The sequence below is a fragment of the Microbacterium sp. PMB16 genome, from assembly GCF_051294855.1.
Taxonomy (GTDB): Bacteria; Actinomycetota; Actinomycetes; order Actinomycetales; family Microbacteriaceae; genus Microbacterium.
Genome location: NZ_CP145908.1, coordinates 315,769 through 335,213, shown reverse-complemented (window position 1 = coordinate 335,213; position 19,445 = coordinate 315,769). Strand labels below are relative to the sequence as shown.

General features: G+C 71.1%; 18 protein-coding genes. 5 read left to right on the top strand and 13 right to left on the bottom strand.

Annotated features, from left to right (window positions below; all coding sequences use genetic code 11):
* Nucleotides 1–4: 4 nt before the first annotated feature.
* Genes V5D55_RS01765 through V5D55_RS01755 form a run of 3 tightly spaced genes read right to left on the bottom strand, consistent with a single transcriptional unit; the run spans nt 5 to nt 2,796 of the window.
* The gene (locus tag V5D55_RS01765; protein ID WP_435747044.1) at nt 5–781 is read right to left on the bottom strand and encodes a LysR substrate-binding domain-containing protein; all 777 of its coding nucleotides are present in this window, start codon (nt 779–781) and stop codon (nt 5–7) included.
* A gap of 30 nt (nt 782–811) precedes the next feature.
* Nucleotides 812–1,210 (bottom strand): hypothetical protein, encoded by a 399-nt coding sequence (locus V5D55_RS01760; RefSeq protein WP_435747042.1) that lies wholly within the window; start codon nt 1,208–1,210, stop codon nt 812–814.
* A complete protein-coding gene (locus V5D55_RS01755; protein WP_435747040.1) occupies nt 1,207–2,796 on the bottom strand; it encodes a PspC domain-containing protein in 1,590 nt (529 codons plus the stop codon). The genes V5D55_RS01760 and V5D55_RS01755 overlap by 4 nt, the downstream gene beginning before the upstream one ends.
* A gap of 114 nt (nt 2,797–2,910) precedes the next feature.
* Between V5D55_RS01755 and V5D55_RS01750 the strand changes: the two genes are divergently transcribed.
* On the top strand, nt 2,911–4,194 hold the full coding sequence (locus V5D55_RS01750; protein ID WP_435747038.1) for an ATP-binding protein: 1,284 nt from the start codon (nt 2,911–2,913) through the stop codon (nt 4,192–4,194).
* The gene (locus tag V5D55_RS01745; RefSeq protein WP_435747036.1) at nt 4,187–4,846 is read left to right on the top strand and encodes a LuxR C-terminal-related transcriptional regulator; all 660 of its coding nucleotides are present in this window, start codon (nt 4,187–4,189) and stop codon (nt 4,844–4,846) included. The genes V5D55_RS01750 and V5D55_RS01745 overlap by 8 nt, the downstream gene beginning before the upstream one ends.
* 23 nt (nt 4,847–4,869) lie before the next feature.
* On the opposite strand, the gene V5D55_RS01740 is transcribed toward V5D55_RS01745, so the two are convergent.
* The 6 genes from V5D55_RS01740 to V5D55_RS01715 all read right to left on the bottom strand — a co-directional run bounded on the left by V5D55_RS01740 (nt 4,870) and on the right by V5D55_RS01715 (nt 12,157).
* The gene (locus tag V5D55_RS01740) at nt 4,870–5,277 is read right to left on the bottom strand and encodes a DapH/DapD/GlmU-related protein (protein ID WP_435747034.1); all 408 of its coding nucleotides are present in this window, start codon (nt 5,275–5,277) and stop codon (nt 4,870–4,872) included.
* Between the two features lie 94 nt (nt 5,278–5,371).
* Nucleotides 5,372–6,145 (bottom strand): DNA-formamidopyrimidine glycosylase family protein, encoded by a 774-nt coding sequence (locus V5D55_RS01735; RefSeq protein ID WP_435747032.1) that lies wholly within the window; start codon nt 6,143–6,145, stop codon nt 5,372–5,374.
* On the bottom strand, nt 6,145–6,960 hold the full coding sequence (locus V5D55_RS01730; protein ID WP_435747030.1) for an EI24 domain-containing protein: 816 nt from the start codon (nt 6,958–6,960) through the stop codon (nt 6,145–6,147). Before V5D55_RS01730 ends, V5D55_RS01735 begins: the two co-directional genes overlap by 1 nt.
* A gap of 17 nt (nt 6,961–6,977) precedes the next feature.
* Nucleotides 6,978–7,244, bottom strand: a complete 267-nt coding sequence (locus V5D55_RS01725; protein ID WP_435747028.1) for a Txe/YoeB family addiction module toxin — start codon at nt 7,242–7,244, stop codon at nt 6,978–6,980.
* Nucleotides 7,241–7,489: a type II toxin-antitoxin system Phd/YefM family antitoxin gene (locus V5D55_RS01720; protein WP_435747026.1), complete on the bottom strand. Its 249-nt coding sequence runs from the start codon at nt 7,487–7,489 to the stop codon at nt 7,241–7,243. The genes V5D55_RS01725 and V5D55_RS01720 overlap by 4 nt, the downstream gene beginning before the upstream one ends.
* Nucleotides 7,490–7,546: 57 nt before the next feature.
* Complete coding sequence (locus V5D55_RS01715) at nt 7,547–12,157, bottom strand: ATP-dependent helicase (RefSeq protein WP_435747024.1); 4,611 nt, start codon at nt 12,155–12,157, stop codon at nt 7,547–7,549.
* A gap of 88 nt (nt 12,158–12,245) precedes the next feature.
* Between V5D55_RS01715 and V5D55_RS01710 the strand changes: the two genes are divergently transcribed.
* The 3 genes from V5D55_RS01710 to V5D55_RS01700 are packed head-to-tail and all read left to right on the top strand — an operon-like array spanning nt 12,246 to nt 14,029.
* Nucleotides 12,246–12,656 (top strand): DUF6157 family protein, encoded by a 411-nt coding sequence (locus V5D55_RS01710; protein ID WP_435747022.1) that lies wholly within the window; start codon nt 12,246–12,248, stop codon nt 12,654–12,656.
* A gap of 30 nt (nt 12,657–12,686) precedes the next feature.
* Nucleotides 12,687–13,280, top strand: a complete 594-nt coding sequence (locus V5D55_RS01705; RefSeq protein ID WP_435747020.1) for an RNA polymerase sigma factor — start codon at nt 12,687–12,689, stop codon at nt 13,278–13,280.
* Nucleotides 13,277–14,029: a hypothetical protein gene (locus V5D55_RS01700; protein WP_435747018.1), complete on the top strand. Its 753-nt coding sequence runs from the start codon at nt 13,277–13,279 to the stop codon at nt 14,027–14,029. The genes V5D55_RS01705 and V5D55_RS01700 overlap by 4 nt, the downstream gene beginning before the upstream one ends.
* Before the next feature lie 19 nt (nt 14,030–14,048).
* Here the strand turns inward: V5D55_RS01700 and V5D55_RS01695 are convergent, their stop codons facing one another.
* Genes V5D55_RS01695 through V5D55_RS01680 form a run of 4 tightly spaced genes read right to left on the bottom strand, consistent with a single transcriptional unit; the run spans nt 14,049 to nt 19,403 of the window.
* Nucleotides 14,049–15,389 carry a CHAT domain-containing protein gene (locus V5D55_RS01695; RefSeq protein WP_435747016.1) on the bottom strand — a complete coding sequence of 447 codons (1,341 nt, stop codon included), beginning with the start codon at nt 15,387–15,389 and terminating at the stop codon, nt 14,049–14,051.
* Nucleotides 15,383–17,011: a hypothetical protein gene (locus V5D55_RS01690; protein WP_435747014.1), complete on the bottom strand. Its 1,629-nt coding sequence runs from the start codon at nt 17,009–17,011 to the stop codon at nt 15,383–15,385. Before V5D55_RS01690 ends, V5D55_RS01695 begins: the two co-directional genes overlap by 7 nt.
* A complete protein-coding gene (locus V5D55_RS01685; RefSeq protein WP_435747012.1) occupies nt 17,008–18,087 on the bottom strand; it encodes a hypothetical protein in 1,080 nt (359 codons plus the stop codon). Before V5D55_RS01685 ends, V5D55_RS01690 begins: the two co-directional genes overlap by 4 nt.
* Nucleotides 18,084–19,403: a hypothetical protein gene (locus tag V5D55_RS01680; RefSeq protein ID WP_435747010.1), complete on the bottom strand. Its 1,320-nt coding sequence runs from the start codon at nt 19,401–19,403 to the stop codon at nt 18,084–18,086. Before V5D55_RS01680 ends, V5D55_RS01685 begins: the two co-directional genes overlap by 4 nt.
* Between the last annotated feature and the right edge of the window lie 42 nt (nt 19,404–19,445).

Below are 19,445 nucleotides of genomic sequence, written 5' to 3'. Positions count from 1 at the left end.
GTCGTCACCGGGAGGAATTCGCGGTGCGTCCGCGGACGATGCCGACGAAGGTCTCCACGTCGGGTGTGGTGTGATCGCGAGGCCAGACGAGCGCGACCGTCGAGTGCGGTCCGTCGACGAGAGGCCGGTGATCGGCGTCCTTCCGACGGTGCAGGCGGGCCAGTGACATCGGCACGATCACGACGCCGACCCCGGAGGCGGCCGTCGCGATCGCCTCGACCGTCGACATAGGGGCGAACTTCGCCGGGAGCGTGCCGGGCAGGTCGAGCTCGTCGAGGGCATCGTCGGTCACCCCGATCAGGACCTCTCCGACGAGGTCCGCCGCGGTGAGCTCGTCGACGGCCATCAGGTGCGAGTCGACCGCGGCGACCACCACCGGGATCTCGTCGTAGAGCGTGATGACGTGCAGCGACGGATCGAGGAAGGGGAGTCGGACGAGCGCCGCATCGAGATCCCTGAGGTCGGCGTGCTGGGCGTTGGCCCTGATCGGGACGAGTTCGAGCGGTGCGCGCGGCATCCGCTCCTTCCACGCATCGACCCACTTGCCGGGAGTCGCGCCGGGGACGACTCCGAGACGGAAGGTTCGCGGCTCCTCGGTCGCGGGGGCGGGGGCGTCGAAAACGACCTTCTCCGCCTTCGTCGTCTTCTTGCGCGGCTTCTTGGCCGGGGGGAATCGTTCGGCGGGTGCCGCCTTGTTCCGCCGAACCGGGGTCGGCCTGCCGGATCCGCGGCCCGAGCCCGAACCGGATCCCTTCGCGGGTCGTCGTCCCTGGTTCGCCATGGGGTCCAGGGTACCCGGAGGAGCGCCCGCCTACTCCGACGCGGGCGCGGATGCCCGACGCTGGGCCGCGTGTGCCGCCATGCGCCGCTGTCCGCGACGAAGGAGCCCGACGGCACCTGCGAAGAGGACGAGCACGCCGGCGGTCAGGATCGCGAGCGTGAGGATCATGCTCGGCGTCAGAGTCAGGACCCAATCCGTCGCGGTCGATCGGCGGTCCCCGTCGACCAGGAGCCAGAAGCCGCTCGCGGCGACGGCGGCGAACAGGGCGCCCCAGATGATCCCCGCCCAGCGAGTACGGGGCGGAGCGACCGCGTCGGCGTATCCGAACTCGGGCGTCGCCACGTCGGGCGTCGTCACGTCGGGCGTCGACACGTCAGGGGTCGTCACTTCCAGGGTCGTCGCATCGGTGGTCGTCGCTTCCGTGCTCATCGCTCGTCCTCTTTCAGTTCGTACAGGGTGATGTTGATCGTGCCGCTGTCCTGATGGATCGTCACGGGTTGCACGGTCGTGGTCGGCGTGCGCTCCGGGACCAGCTTCTCCGTGAGGGTGAAGGTCCCGTCGCGGGTGTCCGTGTCCCATGTGCCGCTGTCGAGGATCGTGCCGGTCTGGAGCTCTACGCGCACCCAGTTCACGGTCGCCGAGCCGACGATCGCCCGCAGGTCGACCTCCACCCCCGGGTCCGCGTCGATCTGGGTCGTGCCCGATCCCTTCGCCACGACGATCGGACGCGGCGCACCCTGATGAGGATTCAGGTTGATGTGCAGTTCGCCGGACAGCTGGCGCACATCCTGCGCGCGATTGTTCACCACGTAGGCGTCGCCGAAGCCGACATTCTGGAACGTCGAGTACCCACCGGCCACGAGCCCGCCGACAAGCGTCAGCACGGTGACGAATGCGAGGAAGCCGCTCCGCCGGCGGAAGGCGCCGGCCACGATCATCCCGACCGCGAGGACCACCGCTGCGGACAGCAGGCCCAGCGCCATTCCGACCGCGTCGCCGCCGCTGGACAGGCCGACGACCGCTCCGGTCACGATCGCGAGACCGACCACGGCGGCCACGATCGCGAAACCTGCCCGCGGATTGGAGGCACGACGCACCCGGCGGCGCTCGGCGGCTTCGACGGCGAACGCACCGGCGGCTGCCTGACGCTCGCGCCGGAGCTGGTCCCGGGCTGCGCGCTCGGTGTCCTGCTGCTGACGGCGCCACGCCTGCTCCTGCTCCTTCCAGGCCGAGTGCTGCGCACGCCAGGCCGCGAGGTCGGCTGGGTCGTTGACCCCGGCCGGGAGCGGAGCGGGGGGCTCCGGACGAGCGGCGGACGCGAAGGCGAAGTCCGATGCGGATGCCGATGCCGATGCGGATGCGGAGGCGGATGCGTCGAATGAGGCGTCCGCCCCCTCGGCGGTACCCGAACCACCGAGGGGGACGGACGCGGCCGGGGCCGCCGGATCTGCGGAAGCCATCGGCAGATCCGGCGCGGAAGCACCCGGGGTGCGGCTTGCAGCACGCACGATCAGGAAGAGCAGGCCGCCCACGAGGATGAGCCCGAGGATCCAGCTGAACAGCGACAACGCCGACCAGCTGTCGTATCCGAGCCCGAACAGCCGGCCCGTGAGCGGGGCGGTGGGGATGAGTCCGACGACCGCGAGGCCGAGGATGCCGAGCTGCACGGGCTGATAGTCCCGCCGAAGCAGATCACGGGCATGGACCCGCCCGTCGACGTCGGGCAGCAGCGCCCAGGCGACGGCGTAGAGGAAGATCACGGGCAGGCCGAAGAGGGCCGCGACCACGAGCACGCCGCGCACGATGAGCGGGTCGATCCGGAGGCGCGCGGCGATGCCGGCGGCGATCCCGCCGAGCCAGCCGTCGGAGCGGGCGACGCCGAGACCGGCGACCCACAGGAAGAATCGCTCTGCGCCGTGCGGAACGGCCGGAGCCGTGGGAGCCGCAGGGGCCGCTGTACCGGCACCGGGAGCGGCGTGGTCTGCGGGGGGCGGAGGCGCTGTCGGAATCGTCATGCTTCGATCCTGTCGGCATCCGCTGTTCGCCTGCCATGGGGTGAACCCCTGAGCGACCCCTGATTCTCGCCCGGGGACGCCACGGAGCCGGGGTCCGGGTGATTGGATGGCGACATGGCTTCTTCGGTGCACGCCCCCGCGCGACCTCCTCGCGTCACGGCTTCATCGCGCCCGCCGCGCCCGCCGCTCACTCGCGACCGCGACTGCCTGGTGTCCGGGGTCAGTGCGGGGATCGCGCGCCACCTGGGCGTCCCCGTCTGGATGGTCCGCGGACTCTTCATCGTGCTCGCGGTGTGCGGCGGATCCGGCGTCCTCCTCTACGCCTGGTGCTGGACCTTCACTCCGTGGAGCGACGGCGACGCCACCCCGTCGAGACGCGTGCCGGTCGCCTGGCTGCTGCTCGTGCCGGCGTTCGTGGGCATGCTCGTGCTGCTGTTCTGGCGCGGAGGCTCGGATTGGCTGTACGGGACGATCGCGTCGGATGCCGCTGCCGTGGTCGTGGGCGGGACAGTGGCCTTCGCGGCCGGTGCGGGGATCTGGGCGACTCTGATCGACCGCACCGACACGGCCCGCGGGCCCCGACACACGATGGCGGTGCGGATCGTCTCGGTGGTGCTCCTGGCGCTGATGTCCAGCCTGCTGCTGACGGAGCCGCTCGGCGTCGCCGGGCTCGCCCTGGTGCTCGTTCCCCTGGCCGGACTCCTCGCCGTCATCTCCTCGACGCTGATCCCGCGGTGGCGCGAGCTCGCGGGCGAGCGGGTCCGGCGCATCCGCGAGGAGCAGCGCAGCGAGATGGCCGCCCACCTGCACGACTCCGTGTTGCAGACGCTCGCGCTCATCCAGAACCGCGCCGGGGCGTCCAGTGAGGCGGCGAGGCTCGCACGCGCGCAGGAGCGCGAGCTGCGCGCCTGGCTGTACGACGGCGATGCTCCGGCGGACAGCGACCTGGCCACCGACCTGCGCGACTATGCGGGAGGGCTGGAGCTGGACTATCCGGTGCGGATCGAGGTCGTCTCCGCGGGGCTGTCGGCGGAGCGCGCGAGCGGAGAGCTCGCCGCCGCCGCCCGCGAGGCCATGCTGAACGCGGCCCGCCACGCGGAGGGCGAGATCTCGGTGTACATCGAGGGCAGCGTGAGCGACGTCGACGTGTACATCCGGGATCGGGGCGCCGGCTTCCAGCTCGACGACGTGCCGAGCGACCGGTTGGGCGTGCGCGAGTCGATCATCGGGCGGATGCGGAGGGCCGGTGGCTCGGGCATCGTGCGCAGCGACGAGAACGGCACGGAGGTGCACCTGCGCATCCCGGCGGGGCCGCGCGTGGCGGCGGCGTCGGTGGTGTCACCGACGGAGTCTGCGATCGCAGCAGGGACCGCGCAGGACGGTGAGGGCCGTGGCTGACAGCATCCGCATCGTGATCGTGGACGACCATTCGATCTTCCGCGCCGGACTCCGCGCCGACCTCGACGCGAGCGTCGACGTGGTCGGGGAGGCGGCGGACGTGCCGTCGGCGATCGCTGTGATCGGCGAGACGCAGCCCGACGTGGTGCTGCTCGACGTGCATCTGCCAGGCGGCAGCGGCGACGACTCCACGGGCGGTGAGTCCGTCATCCGCGGGTCGATGCCGACGGCGTCGCGGTTCCTGGCGTTGAGCGTGTCGGATGCCGCGGCAGACGTCGTGCGCGTCATCCGCGCCGGCGCGCGCGGCTACATCACCAAGGGGTCGTCCGGCGTCGAGGTGAGCCGGGCCGTGCACGCCGTCGCCGGCGGGGACGCGGTGTTCTCGCCGCGGCTCGCCGGGTTCGTGCTCGACGCGTTCGGAGCGGTCGCGGGCGAGATCGCGACCGCCACCGACGAGCTTGACCGCCTGTCGGCGCGCGAGCAGGAGGTGATGCGGCTGATCGCCCGCGGCTACGCCTACAAGGAGGTCGCCGCGCAGCTGTTCATCTCGATCAAGACGGTCGAGACGCACGTGTCGTCCGTGCTGCGCAAGCTGCAGCTGTCGTCCCGTCATGAGCTGACGGTGTGGGCGACGGAGCGCCGATTGCTGTAGCAGCCCGGCGTGCTGAGCGCTGCTCAGGCCGCGAGCCAGAGGCCCTTCGACGTCGTGGCGACGGTGAGGCCTGCGGCGACCGTCTCGTCGTCGCCGATGCGTGCGCCGCGGACGATGCGCGCCCCGGCTCCGACCTCGGTGCGGACGCCGACGTGGGCGTTGTCGCCGATGGCCGCTCCTTGACCGATGTGCGCGTGCGCCTCGATGTGCGCACCTTCACCGATCACGGCATCCGGTTCGATCCAGGCGCCGCGGGCGATCGACGCCCCGGCGCCGATGCGCGCTCCCGGTTCGATGTAGGCGCCGGCTTCGATGTGTGCCTTCGGATGCACCTTCGCGCCGTGCGCGACGAGACCTCGGCCATTGGCGTGCTTGCGGTACCGCAGCGTCGCTCCCTGGTCGTTCTCGATGTCGACGTAGTTCTTGCCCACGATTCCTCCCGTGTTCCGGAGTTTCCCCGGATATACCAACAACCACAGAAGGTGCGGATTCATTCCCGCGGATGGATGCGGTGGGGGATGCCGCTCAGTGCTGGCAGAACGGGCACCAGAAGGTGACGCGCTCGCGGGTCGGATCGGCGCCGAGTTCGCCGCGCAGGATCCTGGTTCCGCAGCGGCGGCAGGGCTGACCCGAGCGGCCGTACACCCAGGCGGCCTGGCCCGCACGATTGATGCCGGTGAAGGTGCGGCCGGAGCGATCGCGGTTGGCTCTGATGGTGCGGACGCCGAGCGCGAGAAGGGCGGGGACGTCGACCTCTGCGGTCGGCGTGGTCGGCAGGATTCCACGGAGGAACAGGAGTTCTGCGGCGTACTCGTTGCCGAATCCGGCGACGTTGCGCTGGTCGAGGAGGGCGACGTGGATGCTGCGCGTATCGGCGCTGAGCCGACGGATCGCCTCGGCGATGTCCCAGTCATCGGCGAGGGGATCGGGGCCGAGATAGCCGACGAGCTCGTCTTCGTCGCGCGTGGGCACGACCTCGATCTCGGCGATGTCGACGCCGACGGCCTCGCGCTCGGCGGTGCCGACGATCGCGCGCACCTTGAACGCCGGATGCCGCCACTTCTCACCGGGTCGGTAGATGAACCAGGCGCCGTCCATGCGCAGATGGGAATGCAGGGTGCTGTCGCCGATGCGCAGCAGCAGGTGCTTGCCGCGGGAGGCTGCGCCGTGCACCGTCTGGCCGGTGAGATCGAGGGTCGCGAACCGGGGGACGCGGAGGTCGAAGCGCGTCACCTCGCCGCCGGCCAACGCCTCGTCGAGACGCCGCGCGGTGCGGAAGACGGTATCTCCCTCGGGCATCAGGCGGAACCCGGGCTGGCCGGCAGGGAATGGGTCCCAGAGCCTGTCCAAGGGCCCGAGCCTGTCGAAGGGCCAGACGGGAGTGCGGTGCGGGCGAGCATGTCGCGGGCGAGCATCGTGCTGCCCGCGACCGCCACCGGCATGACGACGACGGCCCCGCCCGGGATGAGGAAGCACAGCTGCGTCGCGACGCCGAATCCGAGCACCCTCGCGCGGCTGCCGGAGAAGAGGGCTGCCCGATCGGCCGGTGAGAGGTCGCGAGCATCGAAGGCGCGTCCGGTCAGTTCGCGGGCCAGCAGCCGTCCGGTGAGCACGACGCCCGCTACCGGCCCGAGAAGGCCGCCGACGGCCGGGATGAGCCCGATCAGCAGGACAGCGAGAGCGATCAGGATGCCGAGGAGCACCAGGCGCAACCCCTCGGCCACGGTCGTCCAGAAGCTGCCGCCGTCGGCCGGGGGCGCGTCGCCGAGGTCGACCTCGACGGCGTGCCAGATGCGCTGGTAGAAGGGGTCGCCGATGGTCAGCGTGAGAGCAGTGAACACGGCGCTGGAGAGGGCGATCGCGGCGACGGCGATCACGAAGCCGACGGCGCCGCGGAGCAGGCCTTTCCACGGCGCGGGCCATTCTTCGGCGAACGGCGTCACCCAGGCGGTGAGGAGGTTCATGTTGAGCAGCAGGGGCAGCAGCAGCGCACCGAGCAGGGCGATGGTGATGACGGCGGGGATGAGACCGAGGTTCATGAGCCCCGGGCGGGTGCGCCAGAGGGTGAAGCCTCGCAACAGGGTCCGGATGCCGGCACTGAACTCTCGGATCATGGCTCTCAGCGTAGGTGTCAGTAGTGGTAGCGGGCTTGCAGGATCGTGATGTGGCGGTCTGTCGCCGTGTACACGAGACGATTCGTCTCATCGATGCGCCGTGACCAGGCCCCGGCGAGGACATGCTTCAACGGTTCAGGTTTGCCGATTCCTTCAAAAGGATCGTCTCGGAGAACGTCCGCCAGGAGCAGGTTGATCCGCTTTAGCGTGCGCCGGTCCTGTGTCTGCCAGTACACGTAGTCCTCCCACCCTTCGGTGGTCCAGACCAGGAGGCGTGCGGTCATGCCTCGAGGAGGTCATGCTCCGCGACGTCGCCGGACTGCGCGGCCGCGAGTGCCGACAGCAGGCGGCTGGCGTTCGCGGGAGAACGGAGGAGGTGCGTGGTCTCGATGAGGGAGTCGTACTCCGTCTTGGACATGAGGATCGCGGATCCGCGGCGAGACGTGATCTCCACCTCGGCATGATCCAGATTCACGCGCTCGATCAGGCCGAAGAGGTCGCGCCGGGCCTCGCTGGTGGTGATAGCCATGTCTCCTCCTTCTTGTACCAATTATGGTACCACTCGTGCGCCTGTGACGGCCCGCCGTCAGACGGCCTTGCGCATCGTGTAACCGCGCGGCGTGGCGACGAACCCCGCCTCCTGCAGCGCCCGTGCGAGGTCGGTGCCGTAGACACCGTCGCCGTTGATCTTCTCGACCGTGAGCGTGTCGAGTCTGCGGGCACGTGCGGTCGCGGCGAGGTCGGATGCCGCCGCTTGCAGCACTTCCGGGTCGTCGCTGAAGGAGAGGACGGTGCGGCCGCCACGTTCGAGGTAGAGCACGAGTGCGCCGTCGACGATGACCACGAGACCCCCGGCTTTGCGCCCCGGTCGGTGCGACACCTCTTCGCGCTTCGGCCAGGCGAGAGCGGCGCCGTAGGGGTTCGCCGGGTCGGTGGCCGCGAGCGTCACGGCGTTCTTGGGTGGCGGGTCGGCGAGCCCGGCGTAGGTGCGCAGCCGGTCGACCGTTGCCGATGCCGCGAATTGTGCGGCCCCCAGCTTCTCGATCACATAGCCGCGACGGCAGTGGCCGGCTTCCTCGAATCCGGCGAGCACCCGGTACGCCTGCGCGAATCCGCCGGGGACGCCCTCGGACTGCACCGCTCCGCGGGTGACGACACCGTAGCGGTCGAGGAGGAGCCCGGCGGTGACGGTCGCGCGGCGGGCGGCATCCGTCTCGATCGCGGGTAGCAGCGACCAGCGTCCGCCGATCGACGTCGGGCGCGGGGCGGTGCGGGTGAGTGACATGCCGCGGTACGTGCGGGCGCGGGGTGCGCGGCGGGTGACTTTGTGCGCCTGCGAACCGCCGGCCAGCAGCGAGCGGATCGGCGCGAACGTGTCGTTGGTGACGTGCCCCGACCAGGTGAGCGCCCAGAGCGCCTCGAGGACGGACTGCTCGTTCTCGGCCGAGGCCATCTCCTTCAGCTGACTCGCGAAATAAGCGCCGCCGACCTGCAGCGCCGCGAGCACACGGGCTTCCAGCGAATCGGTCGCGATCTCGGTGTCGGGCTCCGGAAGCGTGAAGGGCGCGAGGTCGGCGGGATGCAGCGACACCCAGCCGTCGCGGCCGGGGAGCGTGCCATGGCCGGACCAGATCACCTCGCCGGCGGTCGTGAGCTCGTCGAGCATCGTGGGGGAGTAGTCGCGCACACGGGAGGGGAGTACCAGCGACTCCCACGCGCTCGCGGGGATCGGTACTCCGGCGAACTGCTCGATGACCGTGAGGACGCCGTCGAGGCCCTCCAGCGGCCGGCCGAGGTGCTGCCAGTCGGGCAGGAAGCGGGCGTAGGCCTCGGGGGAGACGGGTTCGACGGATCCGCGGATCGCGGCAAGCGACCGCATACGCAGGCGCCGCAGCACTTCGGTGTCGCACCATTCGATGCCGGTCCCTGAGCCTGACGAAGGGTCGGTCCCTGAGCCTGACGAAGGCTCCGGCAGGAAGTACCCGCTCGTGAGCCGTCCGGCGTTCTCGAGGCGCTGGAGGGTATGCCGTGCGACGGCGGCACCGATGCCGAAACGGTTCGCGACGGCATCCGTCGTGAACGGGCCGTGCGTGCGCGCGTGCCGGGCGACGAGGTCACCGAGTGGATCGGCGAACGGCTCGAGGAATGCAACAGGGATGCCGGTGGGGAGCGCTGCCCCCAGGGCGTCGCGCAGGCGTCCGGCGTCTTCGATCGCCGCGACCCGGCTGATGCCGCCGATCGTCACGGGGATGGCGCGCCGGGCGGTGATGAGGTCGTCGAGCAGGGTGGCGGCCGAACCGTCGCCGATGGTCTCCGGATCGAGGCGTGCGGCGACCTCATCGGCGTCGAGCGGACCGAGCACCCGCAGCAGATCGGCGACGCCTTCGACGCCCCGCGCCCGCCGCTCGGGATCGAGCCGCTGCGCCTCGCGTTCGAACTGCGCGATCACCTCGGGGTCGAGGAGCTCGCGCAGCTCGACCGTGCCGAGGAGCTCACCGAGCAGGGCGGGGTCGACGGACAGTGCCGCAGCCCGCCGTTCGGCGAGGGGCGAGTCGCCCTCGTACATGAATGCCCCGACGTACCCGAACAGCAGATCGCGCGCGTACGGCGAGGGCTGGCCGGGCTGTGTCTCGACCAGCCGGATGCGACGGTCGGCGATCGAGGTCGCGAGCTTCCGCAGCGAGGGCAGGTCGTAGACGTCCTGCAGCACTTCGCGGAGTGTCTCGAGGATCACCGGGAACGTCGGGTGCCGTCGCGCGACCTCGAGCAGCTGGGCGGAGCGTTGCCGCTGCTGCCACAGCGGCGTCCGCCGGTTGGGGTTCGTCCGCGGCATGAGCAGAGATCGCGCCGCGCACTCTCGGAACCGCGAGGCGAACAGCGCGGAGCCGCCGACCTCCTGCGTGACGAGGACTTCGAGCTCTTCGGGGTCGAAGACGAACAGTTCGGCGCCGGGCGGTTCGGCCTCGGCATCCGGGATGCGCACGATGATGCCGTCGTCGCTCGCGACCGCCGAGCCCTCGATGCCGAGGCGCTCGCGCATGCGGGCGTTGATCGCCAGCGCCCACGGTGCGTGCACCTTCATGCCGTACGGGGAATGCAGGATGACCCGCCAGTCGCCGACCTCGTCGCGACCGCGCTCGACCGTGAGCGTGCGGTCGGTGGGAAGCGTGCCTGTCGCCTCCCGCTGCTCGGTGAGGTGCGCCATCAGGTTCATGCGCGCCTGCTCGTCGAGTCCGGCTTCGATGAGGCGCTGCGCGGCCTTCTCGGGGGTCGCGGCGGCGACTTCGCGGGAGAACTTCCCGAGAGCCTCGCCGAGCTCGAACGGGCGTCCGATGCCGTCGCCGTGCCAGAACGGCACCTTGCCGGGCTGCCCGTAGGCGGGGATCACGTTGACGCGGTCGTGGGTGATCTCGGCGATGCGCCAGCTGGTGGTGCCGAGCGTGAAGACGTCGCCGACCCGCGACTCGTAGACCATCTCCTCGTCGAGTTCGCCGACGCGTCGGCCCGCACCCTCTCCGGCGACGAACACGCCGAACAGTCCGCGGTCGGGAATCGTGCCGCCGCTGGTGACCGCGATGCGCTGCGCGCCCGGGCGTCCGGTGAGCGTGCCGGCGTCGCGGTCCCACACGAGTCGGGGCCGGAGCTCGGCGAACTCGTCAGAGGGGAAGCGGCCGGCGAGCAGGTCGAGGGTCGCCTCGTACGCGGAACGGGGCAGCGATTGGAACGGCGCCGAGCGACGGACGGTCTCGAACCACTCCTCCACGCTGATCGCGCCGAGCGCGCTGGCGGCGACGGTCTGCTGGGCGAGGATGTCGAGCGGATTGCGCGGCACCTGGATCGCTTCGATCTTGCCCGCCAGCATCCGCTCGGTGACGATCGCCGTGTGCAGCACGTCTCCGCGGTGTTTGGGGAAGAGGGCCGCGCGGCTGATCTCGCCGACCTGGTGGCCGGCGCGGCCGACGCGCTGCAGACCGGATGCTGCGGACGGCGGTGCTTCGACCTGGATCACCAGATCGACGGCGCCCATGTCGATGCCGAGCTCGAGGCTGCTGGTCGCCACGACGCAGCGGAGCACGCCGGACTTGAGTTCTTCTTCGACCTGGGCGCGCTGCTCCTTCGACACCGAGCCGTGGTGCGCCTTGGCGAGCACCGGGTCTGCGCCCGCGGTCGAGCCCGCCTGCGCCATCATCGCGGCGGGCACGGTCGCGTCGGTGACAGGGTGGCCGATGCGCTCGGAGTAGATCTCGTTGAGGCGCCCGGTCAGTCGCTCGGCCAGACGGCGCGAGTTGGAGAACACGATGGTGGAGTTGTTCTGCAGGATGCGGTCGACGATGGCTTCTTCGACGTGCGGCCAGACGGAGCCGGTGACCTCGGTGTATTCGGCGTCGTCTCCCGAGCCGGCGGGAGCCCCAGGCGGCGGCGGAGGATTGGTCATATCGTCCATCGGCACGACCACGCCGAGCTCGAACGTCTTCGATGCCGGTGGCGCGACGATCTCGACGGGAGCCGACCCGCCGAGGAAGCGCGCGACCTCGTCGATCGGGCGGACGGTCGCGGACAGACCGATGCGCTGGGCGGCTGTCTCGTTGCCGTGAGACGCGCGCAGGGCATCGAGGCGTTCCAGGCTCACGGCGAGGTGGGCGCCGCGCTTGGTCGCCGCGACCGCGTGCACCTCGTCGATGATCACGGTGTGCACGTCGCGCAGCGTCTCGCCGGCGCGGCTGGTGAGCATCAAGTACAGCGACTCGGGGGTCGTGATGAGGATGTCGGGCGGATCGGAGACGAGCTTGCGTCGGTCGCTCGATGTGGTGTCGCCGGAGCGCACGCCGACCGTGACCGACGGGGCCGCAAGCCCCAGACGTCGGGCGGACTGGCCGATGCCGATCAACGGCGAGCGGAGGTTGCGTTCGACATCGACGCCCAGCGCCTTCAGGGGCGAGATGTACAGGATGCGGGTGCGCGCAGCATCCTTCTTCGGCTTCTCATCGGCGGCCGCGATGCGCTCGCGGAACACGCTGTCGATCGCCCAGAGGAAGGCCGAGAGCGTCTTGCCCGACCCGGTCGGCGCGACGACGAGCGCGTGCTTGCCTGCCGAGATCGCATCCCACGCACCGGTCTGCGCGGGAGTGGGCGCGGGAAACGCCCCCCGGAACCAATCCTGCGTGGCCGGGGTGAAGCGCTCGAGCACATCCCCCATCCGTCCATCATCTCCGACACCACCGACATCGGGGCGGGGATTGACGGAGCGCTCGACGGATGTCTGACCTGTGCGCGATGCTGGGGCCATGGCGACGCACACGACGAACTATCGGGAGACCTTCATCGAGGTCGCAGAGGACTGCCCGACCGACCACGCGGAAGAGCCGCCGGTGGCGGACTCGCCGTCGATCGCCGCGCTGCACCACCGCCTGATCGCGGAGGAGCCCTACAGCCGTACCTCCGACGATGTGATCTTCGAGACGCACGCCGTCCGACGCGGCATCGCGCTCGACGACGCGGCAGCACGCGAGGAGTTCTTCTCGAAGGGGCAGCCGTGCCTGCGCTCCTCGCCCCTCGGCAAGCGGTACGGCTGGGGCATCCATCACGACGCCGAGGGACGGGTGGCACTCGTACCGCGCGAATCCGAGCAGTACGAGCTGCTCGCCGCCGACCCGACGATCGCGCATACGAGGGCGATGAGATCGAAGCGCGTGTGACACTTCGCCGACTGCCGGACATGACGGGGTATGAGCGAAGAGAACGACGAGCCTGAGATCTGGCGGAAGGCCTGCGAGGGCAGTGGCGAGGCCTTCGCCGAACTTTTCCGCCGGCATCGTGACGGGGTCTTCCGGCGCGCGACAGCGCTGGTTGATCGGGTGCACGACGCCGAGGATGCCACGGCCGTCGCGTTCTTTGAACTCTGGCGGAAGCGGAAGAGCGTCACCGTCGTGGACGGGACCGTGCTGCCCTGGCTGCTGGTGACCGTCGCGAACACGGCGCGGAACCAGCGGAGAGGTGGCGTCCGCTATCGGCGGCTGCTGGCAGCGATGCCGCGGGCGGTCGAGCGCGATGCCGAACAGGAGGCGGTCGCCGCCATGGAGACCGAGGTGCTCGGCATCCGCCTTCGGGAGGCGCTCGCCCGCCTCGACGCGAAGGATGCCGCACTGCTGACCCTCACTGCTCTCGATGGCCTGACGGTCGCCGATGCTGCGCCGTTGGTCGGCCTCAAGGCCGGTGCGGCACGCACGCGGTTGATGCGTGCACGCCGGCGGCTCCGAAGCGATCTCGGTCCGGATTCACCCCATATCACCTGGTTTCTCGCAGAGGGAGAACGCGCATGAACGGCACACTGGAACGCACCTTCGCCGCAGGCATCGAGCGCGAGCTCACTGCGATCGGAACCGGTCGCAGCCGACTGCAGCGGCATCAGCGGCGCGCACGGATGGCGACCGTCGCGGCAGGATCCCTCGCGCTCGCCGGAGCGCTGACCGGTGCGGCGCTCGTGGTGGTCTACGGCCTCCCCGGCACGACCGAGGTCACCCCGTTCCCCGATTCTGTGAGCGGCAGCTACGTCGGGACAGCGGAGGTCGAACTCGGGGCTGTGCCGGAGGGCGCGGATCGTGTGATCCTCGACATCACGTGCTCCGAGGGCGGGAAGATCGAGGTGCAGACCCGTCCTGCGGCGGGATCGACGGGCGGCGGGGCGTACTGGGATTGCTCCGACCCCATCCGCGAGATTCCGACCACGCACATCGACGATGCTCGGCTCCCCGCCGCGGGCGCGACCTCGATCACCGTGACCGCCGATCCCGGCACGCCGTGGTCCGTCGTCGCTCGGTACGGGAGTTCGGAGACCAGCGATTGGGGAGTCAACGCCCGGGGTGAGACCTACGGCGTGCCCAACGATGAAGGCCTGCCGGACCTCCATTCCGCGCAGGCCACGAACGGGAAGATCGGCTACATCCGCAACACCGAGCTGATGGCCTTCGAGGGCGAGGGGTACATCGACGTCTACGAGTCCGATGGCGAGACGGTGATCGGGAAGTTTCCGATCGGAGATCCCGCCGAGCTCGGCGACCCGGAGGAGTAGGCGGAAGTGCGTCGCGCCGTCAGAGGCGAACCGGCGGAGCGGGAGCCCACGCCGTGGCGAAGGCCCCCCAGATGATCGGGGAGTAGCGCGGGTCGCCCGTCTCCGTCCAGAGACGGCGCTGCGCACGCTGCCAGGCGCCGAGGGCGGCGATCGGATCAGCCGCATCGTGCGCAGCATCCACGGCGAGGATCGCCTCCGTCAGCATCCCCTCCGCGCGGTCGCCGAGTCCCGGCACGAGGCGACGCAGTCCCGCCTCGGTGGGGAGGGTCCAGCGCGTCGCCGTCACGTACTCGGCACCGCGGTGCACGAACGCCGCCACGAGGCCCGTCGGCTCCGCGAAGCGCATGTCGGTGCCGGAGTCGCAGGCGATCAGCGCCACCCGGTTCGGGGAGTGCAAGGCGGCGAGCCCTCCTCCGCTCAGCGCGATCTCGGCCGCGGAATAGGGCCGATGTGCACCGACGGCCGGCGTCGTCCCCGGGGCATCTGCTCCGTCCGAGAGATGCATGCGGGCGTCGAGGGCATGCGTCGAAGATGTGACGTGGCCGACGTAGAGCAGACGGCCGGCGTCGCGCAGCGCCGCCGCGAGAGCGAGACGCCCAGCATCCGTCCTGCGGAATGCCTCCGCAGCGGAACCCGGATCGGTCGGGCGCCGCCGCGAACCCCAGCCCTCGACCATCCCCGCCAGCGGCGACCCGGCGGCGACCGGACCCAGAACGCTGCCCAGCTCTCCTGTCGCCGAAAAGCCGGGAACGACCGGATCGAGCACGGCGGCGACCGGCGCACCCGGTGACCACGACGACACCTTCCGTGCCGGATCGTTGCGCAGCGTCGCGGGGAGCAGCACCGAGACGTCGACCAGGTCGATGGCGCGCTCGTCGCCTTCCGTGCTCATCAGCTCCCACGGGACCTGTGCCGTCGACGGCGACAGCTGCACCCGCAGGTGCGGCCGGATCCCCGCCTGCGCGAGTGCGTTCAGCTCTGCGCCGAGTTGCTGCGGAACCAGGGCCGGAGTCAGGAGAGCGGCGAGTTCCTGTTCGCGTTCGGCGTCGAGCAGCACGCCGTGCGTGAGTGCCCGCTGCAGCGCCTGCAGCCCGGTCTCGCCGGGGAGCGGTGACGGCAGGGCGCGCGCCAGCTCATCCAGCACGGGAGCGACGCGGGCGCGGGGGACCACGCTCATCCGCGGCGACGAACGCTGGTGATCCCACGCCCAGCTCACGAGCAGATCATCGGCGTCGACGTAGCGCAGTCGCGCGATCGGACGGGTGCCCGCCGGGAGATCGACCAGCACGGCGTTCGCGTCGACTGTCGCGATCGGCAGCGGTGCGCCCAGCAGTGGAAGGTCGCGCCAGTTGCTCACCACGCGGCCACCACCTCGCCCGAGCGCACAGGCATGCCGTACTCGGCCTCGGCCACGTCGATCCAGCGGTCGAGCACGGGGGAGCCTCCGGGCGCCGCGACCACTCGCGGGGGCGCGGCGAAACGGACGGATGCTGTCGCCGAATCACCGCCGACCAGACCGGCTGCGGCCGCCGGCAGCTCATCCGCTTCGGCCGGAGCGCCGGGCTCGGCGACCTGCGCCGTCGGCAGCGCGAACGGGATCAACTCCCCGCCCGCAGGCTCGGCGAGCGCGTGCAGGGTCACCGACGCCGCCGCGTTCTCGACGAGTTCGAGCAGCAGCCCCGCGTCGCCGAGCGTGCGCACCAGCCGGAACGCCAGCTCGCGCGCCGGCGCGGCGACCTGCAGACTCCAGCGCTCGCGCGTGACGCCCGGTGCGAAACCGTCGCGCAGCGCCTCGGTCACCAGGAGCACCGGGATCGCCAGGTCGCGCGCCCGCTCGAGCCGCTGCATCCGCGATCGTGGCGTGAACGACATCGCCGCCCATTCCGCGTGCATCTCGGCGCGACGGAGGTTCACCCGTGCCCGTTCGCCGGGCGAGCGCGCCAGGTCGAGCGCGTCGCGATAGGCCTCGTCGGCCGCGGGATAGCGATGCCGCGCCGATTCGGCGTCGCCCAGGAACGCCTGTGCCTCGAGCCGCTCGTGCACCGCGGCGGCCGGATCGAACTCGGCCAGCAGCGTGCGCAGGGTCTTTGCGGCGGCGCTCGCGCGCCCGGACTGCAGCAGTACGGCTGCCAGTCCTGTCCGGCTGGCGGCGAGGCGGGTCTTCAGGCCGATCTGCTCGGCCAGCTCCGCGGCCTTGCGGAATCCCTCCTCCGCTTCTCGGTACCGCCCCTCCTGCATCGCGGCCCGCGCGAGGTTCTCGATCGCGTTCTGCCGGCTGGTGGCGTCACCGGCGTGCTCCTGCGCGTGCTGGGCGAGTTGGAGGTATTCCTGCGCCGCGGCATCGTCGCCGGTGCGCTGCGCGATCACGCCGAGGTTCGCGTACGCGTGACCCGACAGCTCGGGGCCGACGGTCAGGGCGATCGCGAGGCCGCGCTTCGCCTCGTCCTCGGCCTCCTGCAGCCGCCCCGTCATGATCAGTGCGGCGGTGCGCGCATTGTGCACGGCGAAGGCGAGCATCTCGTGCTGGTCGATGTCGTCGTTCAGCAGCGCTTCGGCGTCGGCGATGCCGGAGAGGGCGTCGTCGAGTCGGTCCATCAGTGTGAGCGTCTGCGCGCGCGACAGCATCCCGTTGATCTGCACCGTGCGCGTGGCCCGTTCGTCGCCGATCTTCGCGATCGCTTCGGATGCTGCGGCGAGACCCTCGTCGGTGACTCGGAGCGCTTCGGCGAGATCCCCGCCGAACTCGTGAGCGGACGCGAGGTTGAGCAACGCTCTGGCGCGCATGTCGAGGCCTTCGCCGTCGACGTCGGGCACTCTCGTCAGCGCGACTGCTTCGCGGAGCTTCGCCGCCGCGTCGCTCACGCGACCGGTGTGCAGCATCATCGCCGCTTCGTTGTTGAGGTCGCGGCCGGGCTTCCACCGGGCGGTCGCCGGGAGGCGTCCGCGCACCGCGCTCGGCGGTCGCGCCTCGGAGTCGGTCACCGCACCGCCGCCGCGGCACGTTCGGCGAGCGATGCTCCCGCGGCACCGATACGGGAGGCGGCGTACTGCAGCACGCGGTCGCGATCGGATTCCCGGTCCGGTTCGCCGGGGGAGGAGACCAGCGCCGGATCGTGGACCCAGAGGACGCGTTCTCCCGCCGGCAGGAAGGCGACGGATGCTGCGACCGCGGTCTCGCCCCCGAAGAGGTTGCCGTCACGCTCGAGGGCCACCTCGATGCCCGAGTCGGCCGGCCCGAACCGCGCCCGCAGCGATCGCGCCGCGAAGGGGGCATCCACGGCGGGTACCTCGATGTGCAGCGTCGCGTTCCCGGCGCGCTGACGCAGCGACCAGTGCGCCGCGGCCTCGGCGTCGACGGTCTGCGCCGGCACATCGGCCCAGCGGACGGCGGCGCTGCCGGAGGCGAGCTCGATCCCGGCGTCAGCGGAGCCGGGATGCCGCTCCGCGCCTCCGGCAGCGAGCGCCCACTCCTGCCGTGCTTCCCGTGACGGCAGCAGCGCCACACCATGGTCGTCGGCGAGTTCGAGGAGAGCGTGGGCCAGCCTCGCGCCGTCGGATGCCAGAGCGGGCGGCAGCGCGGCGAGCGCCGATGGTGCGTCCGCGGCATCCTGCAGTGCGCGTTCGACCGCCTCGTCGTCGTCGAGCATGTGTGAGAGGAGATGGCTCGTGGTCGCGATCTCCGCGGCGAGCAGCGCAGGGTCGAGCGCCGGGATGCGGGCACCGGCCGGCCACCAGGCTCGCGCCCACGTCAGCTGTCCGAGCCGCTGGACGGCATCGGCGATGCCCGCATCGCCGGGCCCCGTCCACGCGACCGAGGTGTCGACGCCTCGCCGCACGGCATCCGCGATCTCGGGGCCGTACAGGTCGGAGAGCCAGCCCGCCGCGGCATCGACGTCGTCGATGTCGGCGTCGGGGATCGTCGCCTCCGCGGTCGGATCGGCGTGGAGCAGCGCGCCCGCCGCTTCGACGATCGTCGTGCGGAACGGGGCGTCGATCGACTCGGTGCGTCCTGACGTGACGTGCACGACGCCGTCGCCTACCCGGATCTGCATGCTCATGCCGCCTCCGATCCGGTCTCGGGGAGGGATCCTCGGCCCATCGCGATCTTGAGCCGCTGCCGCTGATCCATCACCACCGAGCGGAGCACACCGTCGAGGAGATCCCAGAGGCCCGCCGGTTCGATGCTCTGCTCGCGGAGTTCCCGCCCGTGCAGCCGCACCCAGAGGCGGCGCAGGTAGTTTCGGCGCACCGCGCGGACGTCATCGACGACGGATGCCGGCACCCCGCTGAGCTCTGCAGGAAGGCGGAGCGCGCGGCGGACATACGCCTCGCGTCGCCAGCGGGCCGCCAGCTGGCGATGGGCCGACGTCGTCGAGGGTGCCTCATCGGAGTCGAGCGCGCGGCTCACGTCGGTGCCGAGCACCATCACCACCCGGCTCTCTTCTGTGCCGAGCTCCCAGGGACGAGACGAGCGGAGAATCTCCTCTTCGACGAGCCCCTGTGCATCGACGGCCAGCTCGGGGGCGGCGCCTCCGGAGAGGGCCGCGAACAGCCGCTCGAAGATGGAGCGGTCGAAGGGGAGCGGAAGGTCGCGCTTGGACGCGGACCCGCCCACGGTCGGTTGCGGTGGCACGGGGTGCAGAGTCAGCCCCAATGCTCCTGCGGCCCCGTCGGCGTCGAGAGCGCCCGCCGCCGTGGTTCCGGCATCCGCCCCCACGAGTACGGCGAACGGCTCCGCGGCCTCACCGCGCGTACAGGCGTCGAGAGTCGCGGCGATCTCGGCATCCGGTGAAGCGTCCGCCGGGCGGGCCGTGCGCTTCTGCCAGGCCACGGCGAGCTCGGCGTCCAGCCGGGCGACCTCGGCCTCGACGCGCAGCAGTTGCCGCACCTGCGACAGCAGAGAGTCGCCGGACGCCTGAGCGATCTCGGACACGACCTCGACGGCGACGGCATCCGCATCGCCCCTCGGCGCGCCCGCCGTGCGCGCGAGTTCGTAGCAGCGCTGGAAGTACTTCTCCTGCGGATTCCCATCCGTGATGCGCAGACGCCGCCGAGCGGCCTTCAGTTCGAGGAACCAGGCGGATGCCGCGGCCAGCTCGGCGCTCGCCGCCCGGATGCGCCCGCGGAGCTCGTCGGCGGCTGCGGCGGTCAGCGATCCGCCGGCCAGACCGGGGTTCTGCACGGGGCGGATCACCAGCGGATCGAGGATCAGCTTCATGGTGCGCGCCAGCGGGCGACCCGAGCCGTTGCTGAACGGCGCGACCTCATCGCCGAGCTCCTGCCACGCCTGCGCGATCACCTGCGCACGCGGATACAGCGCTGCCGAGGCAGCGGCGTCGAGGCTCGTGGGGGTGAGCCTGGCTGGCGCGCTCATGACCGCCAGCCTATAGAGACGAACCGACGTCGCGGGTGCGCG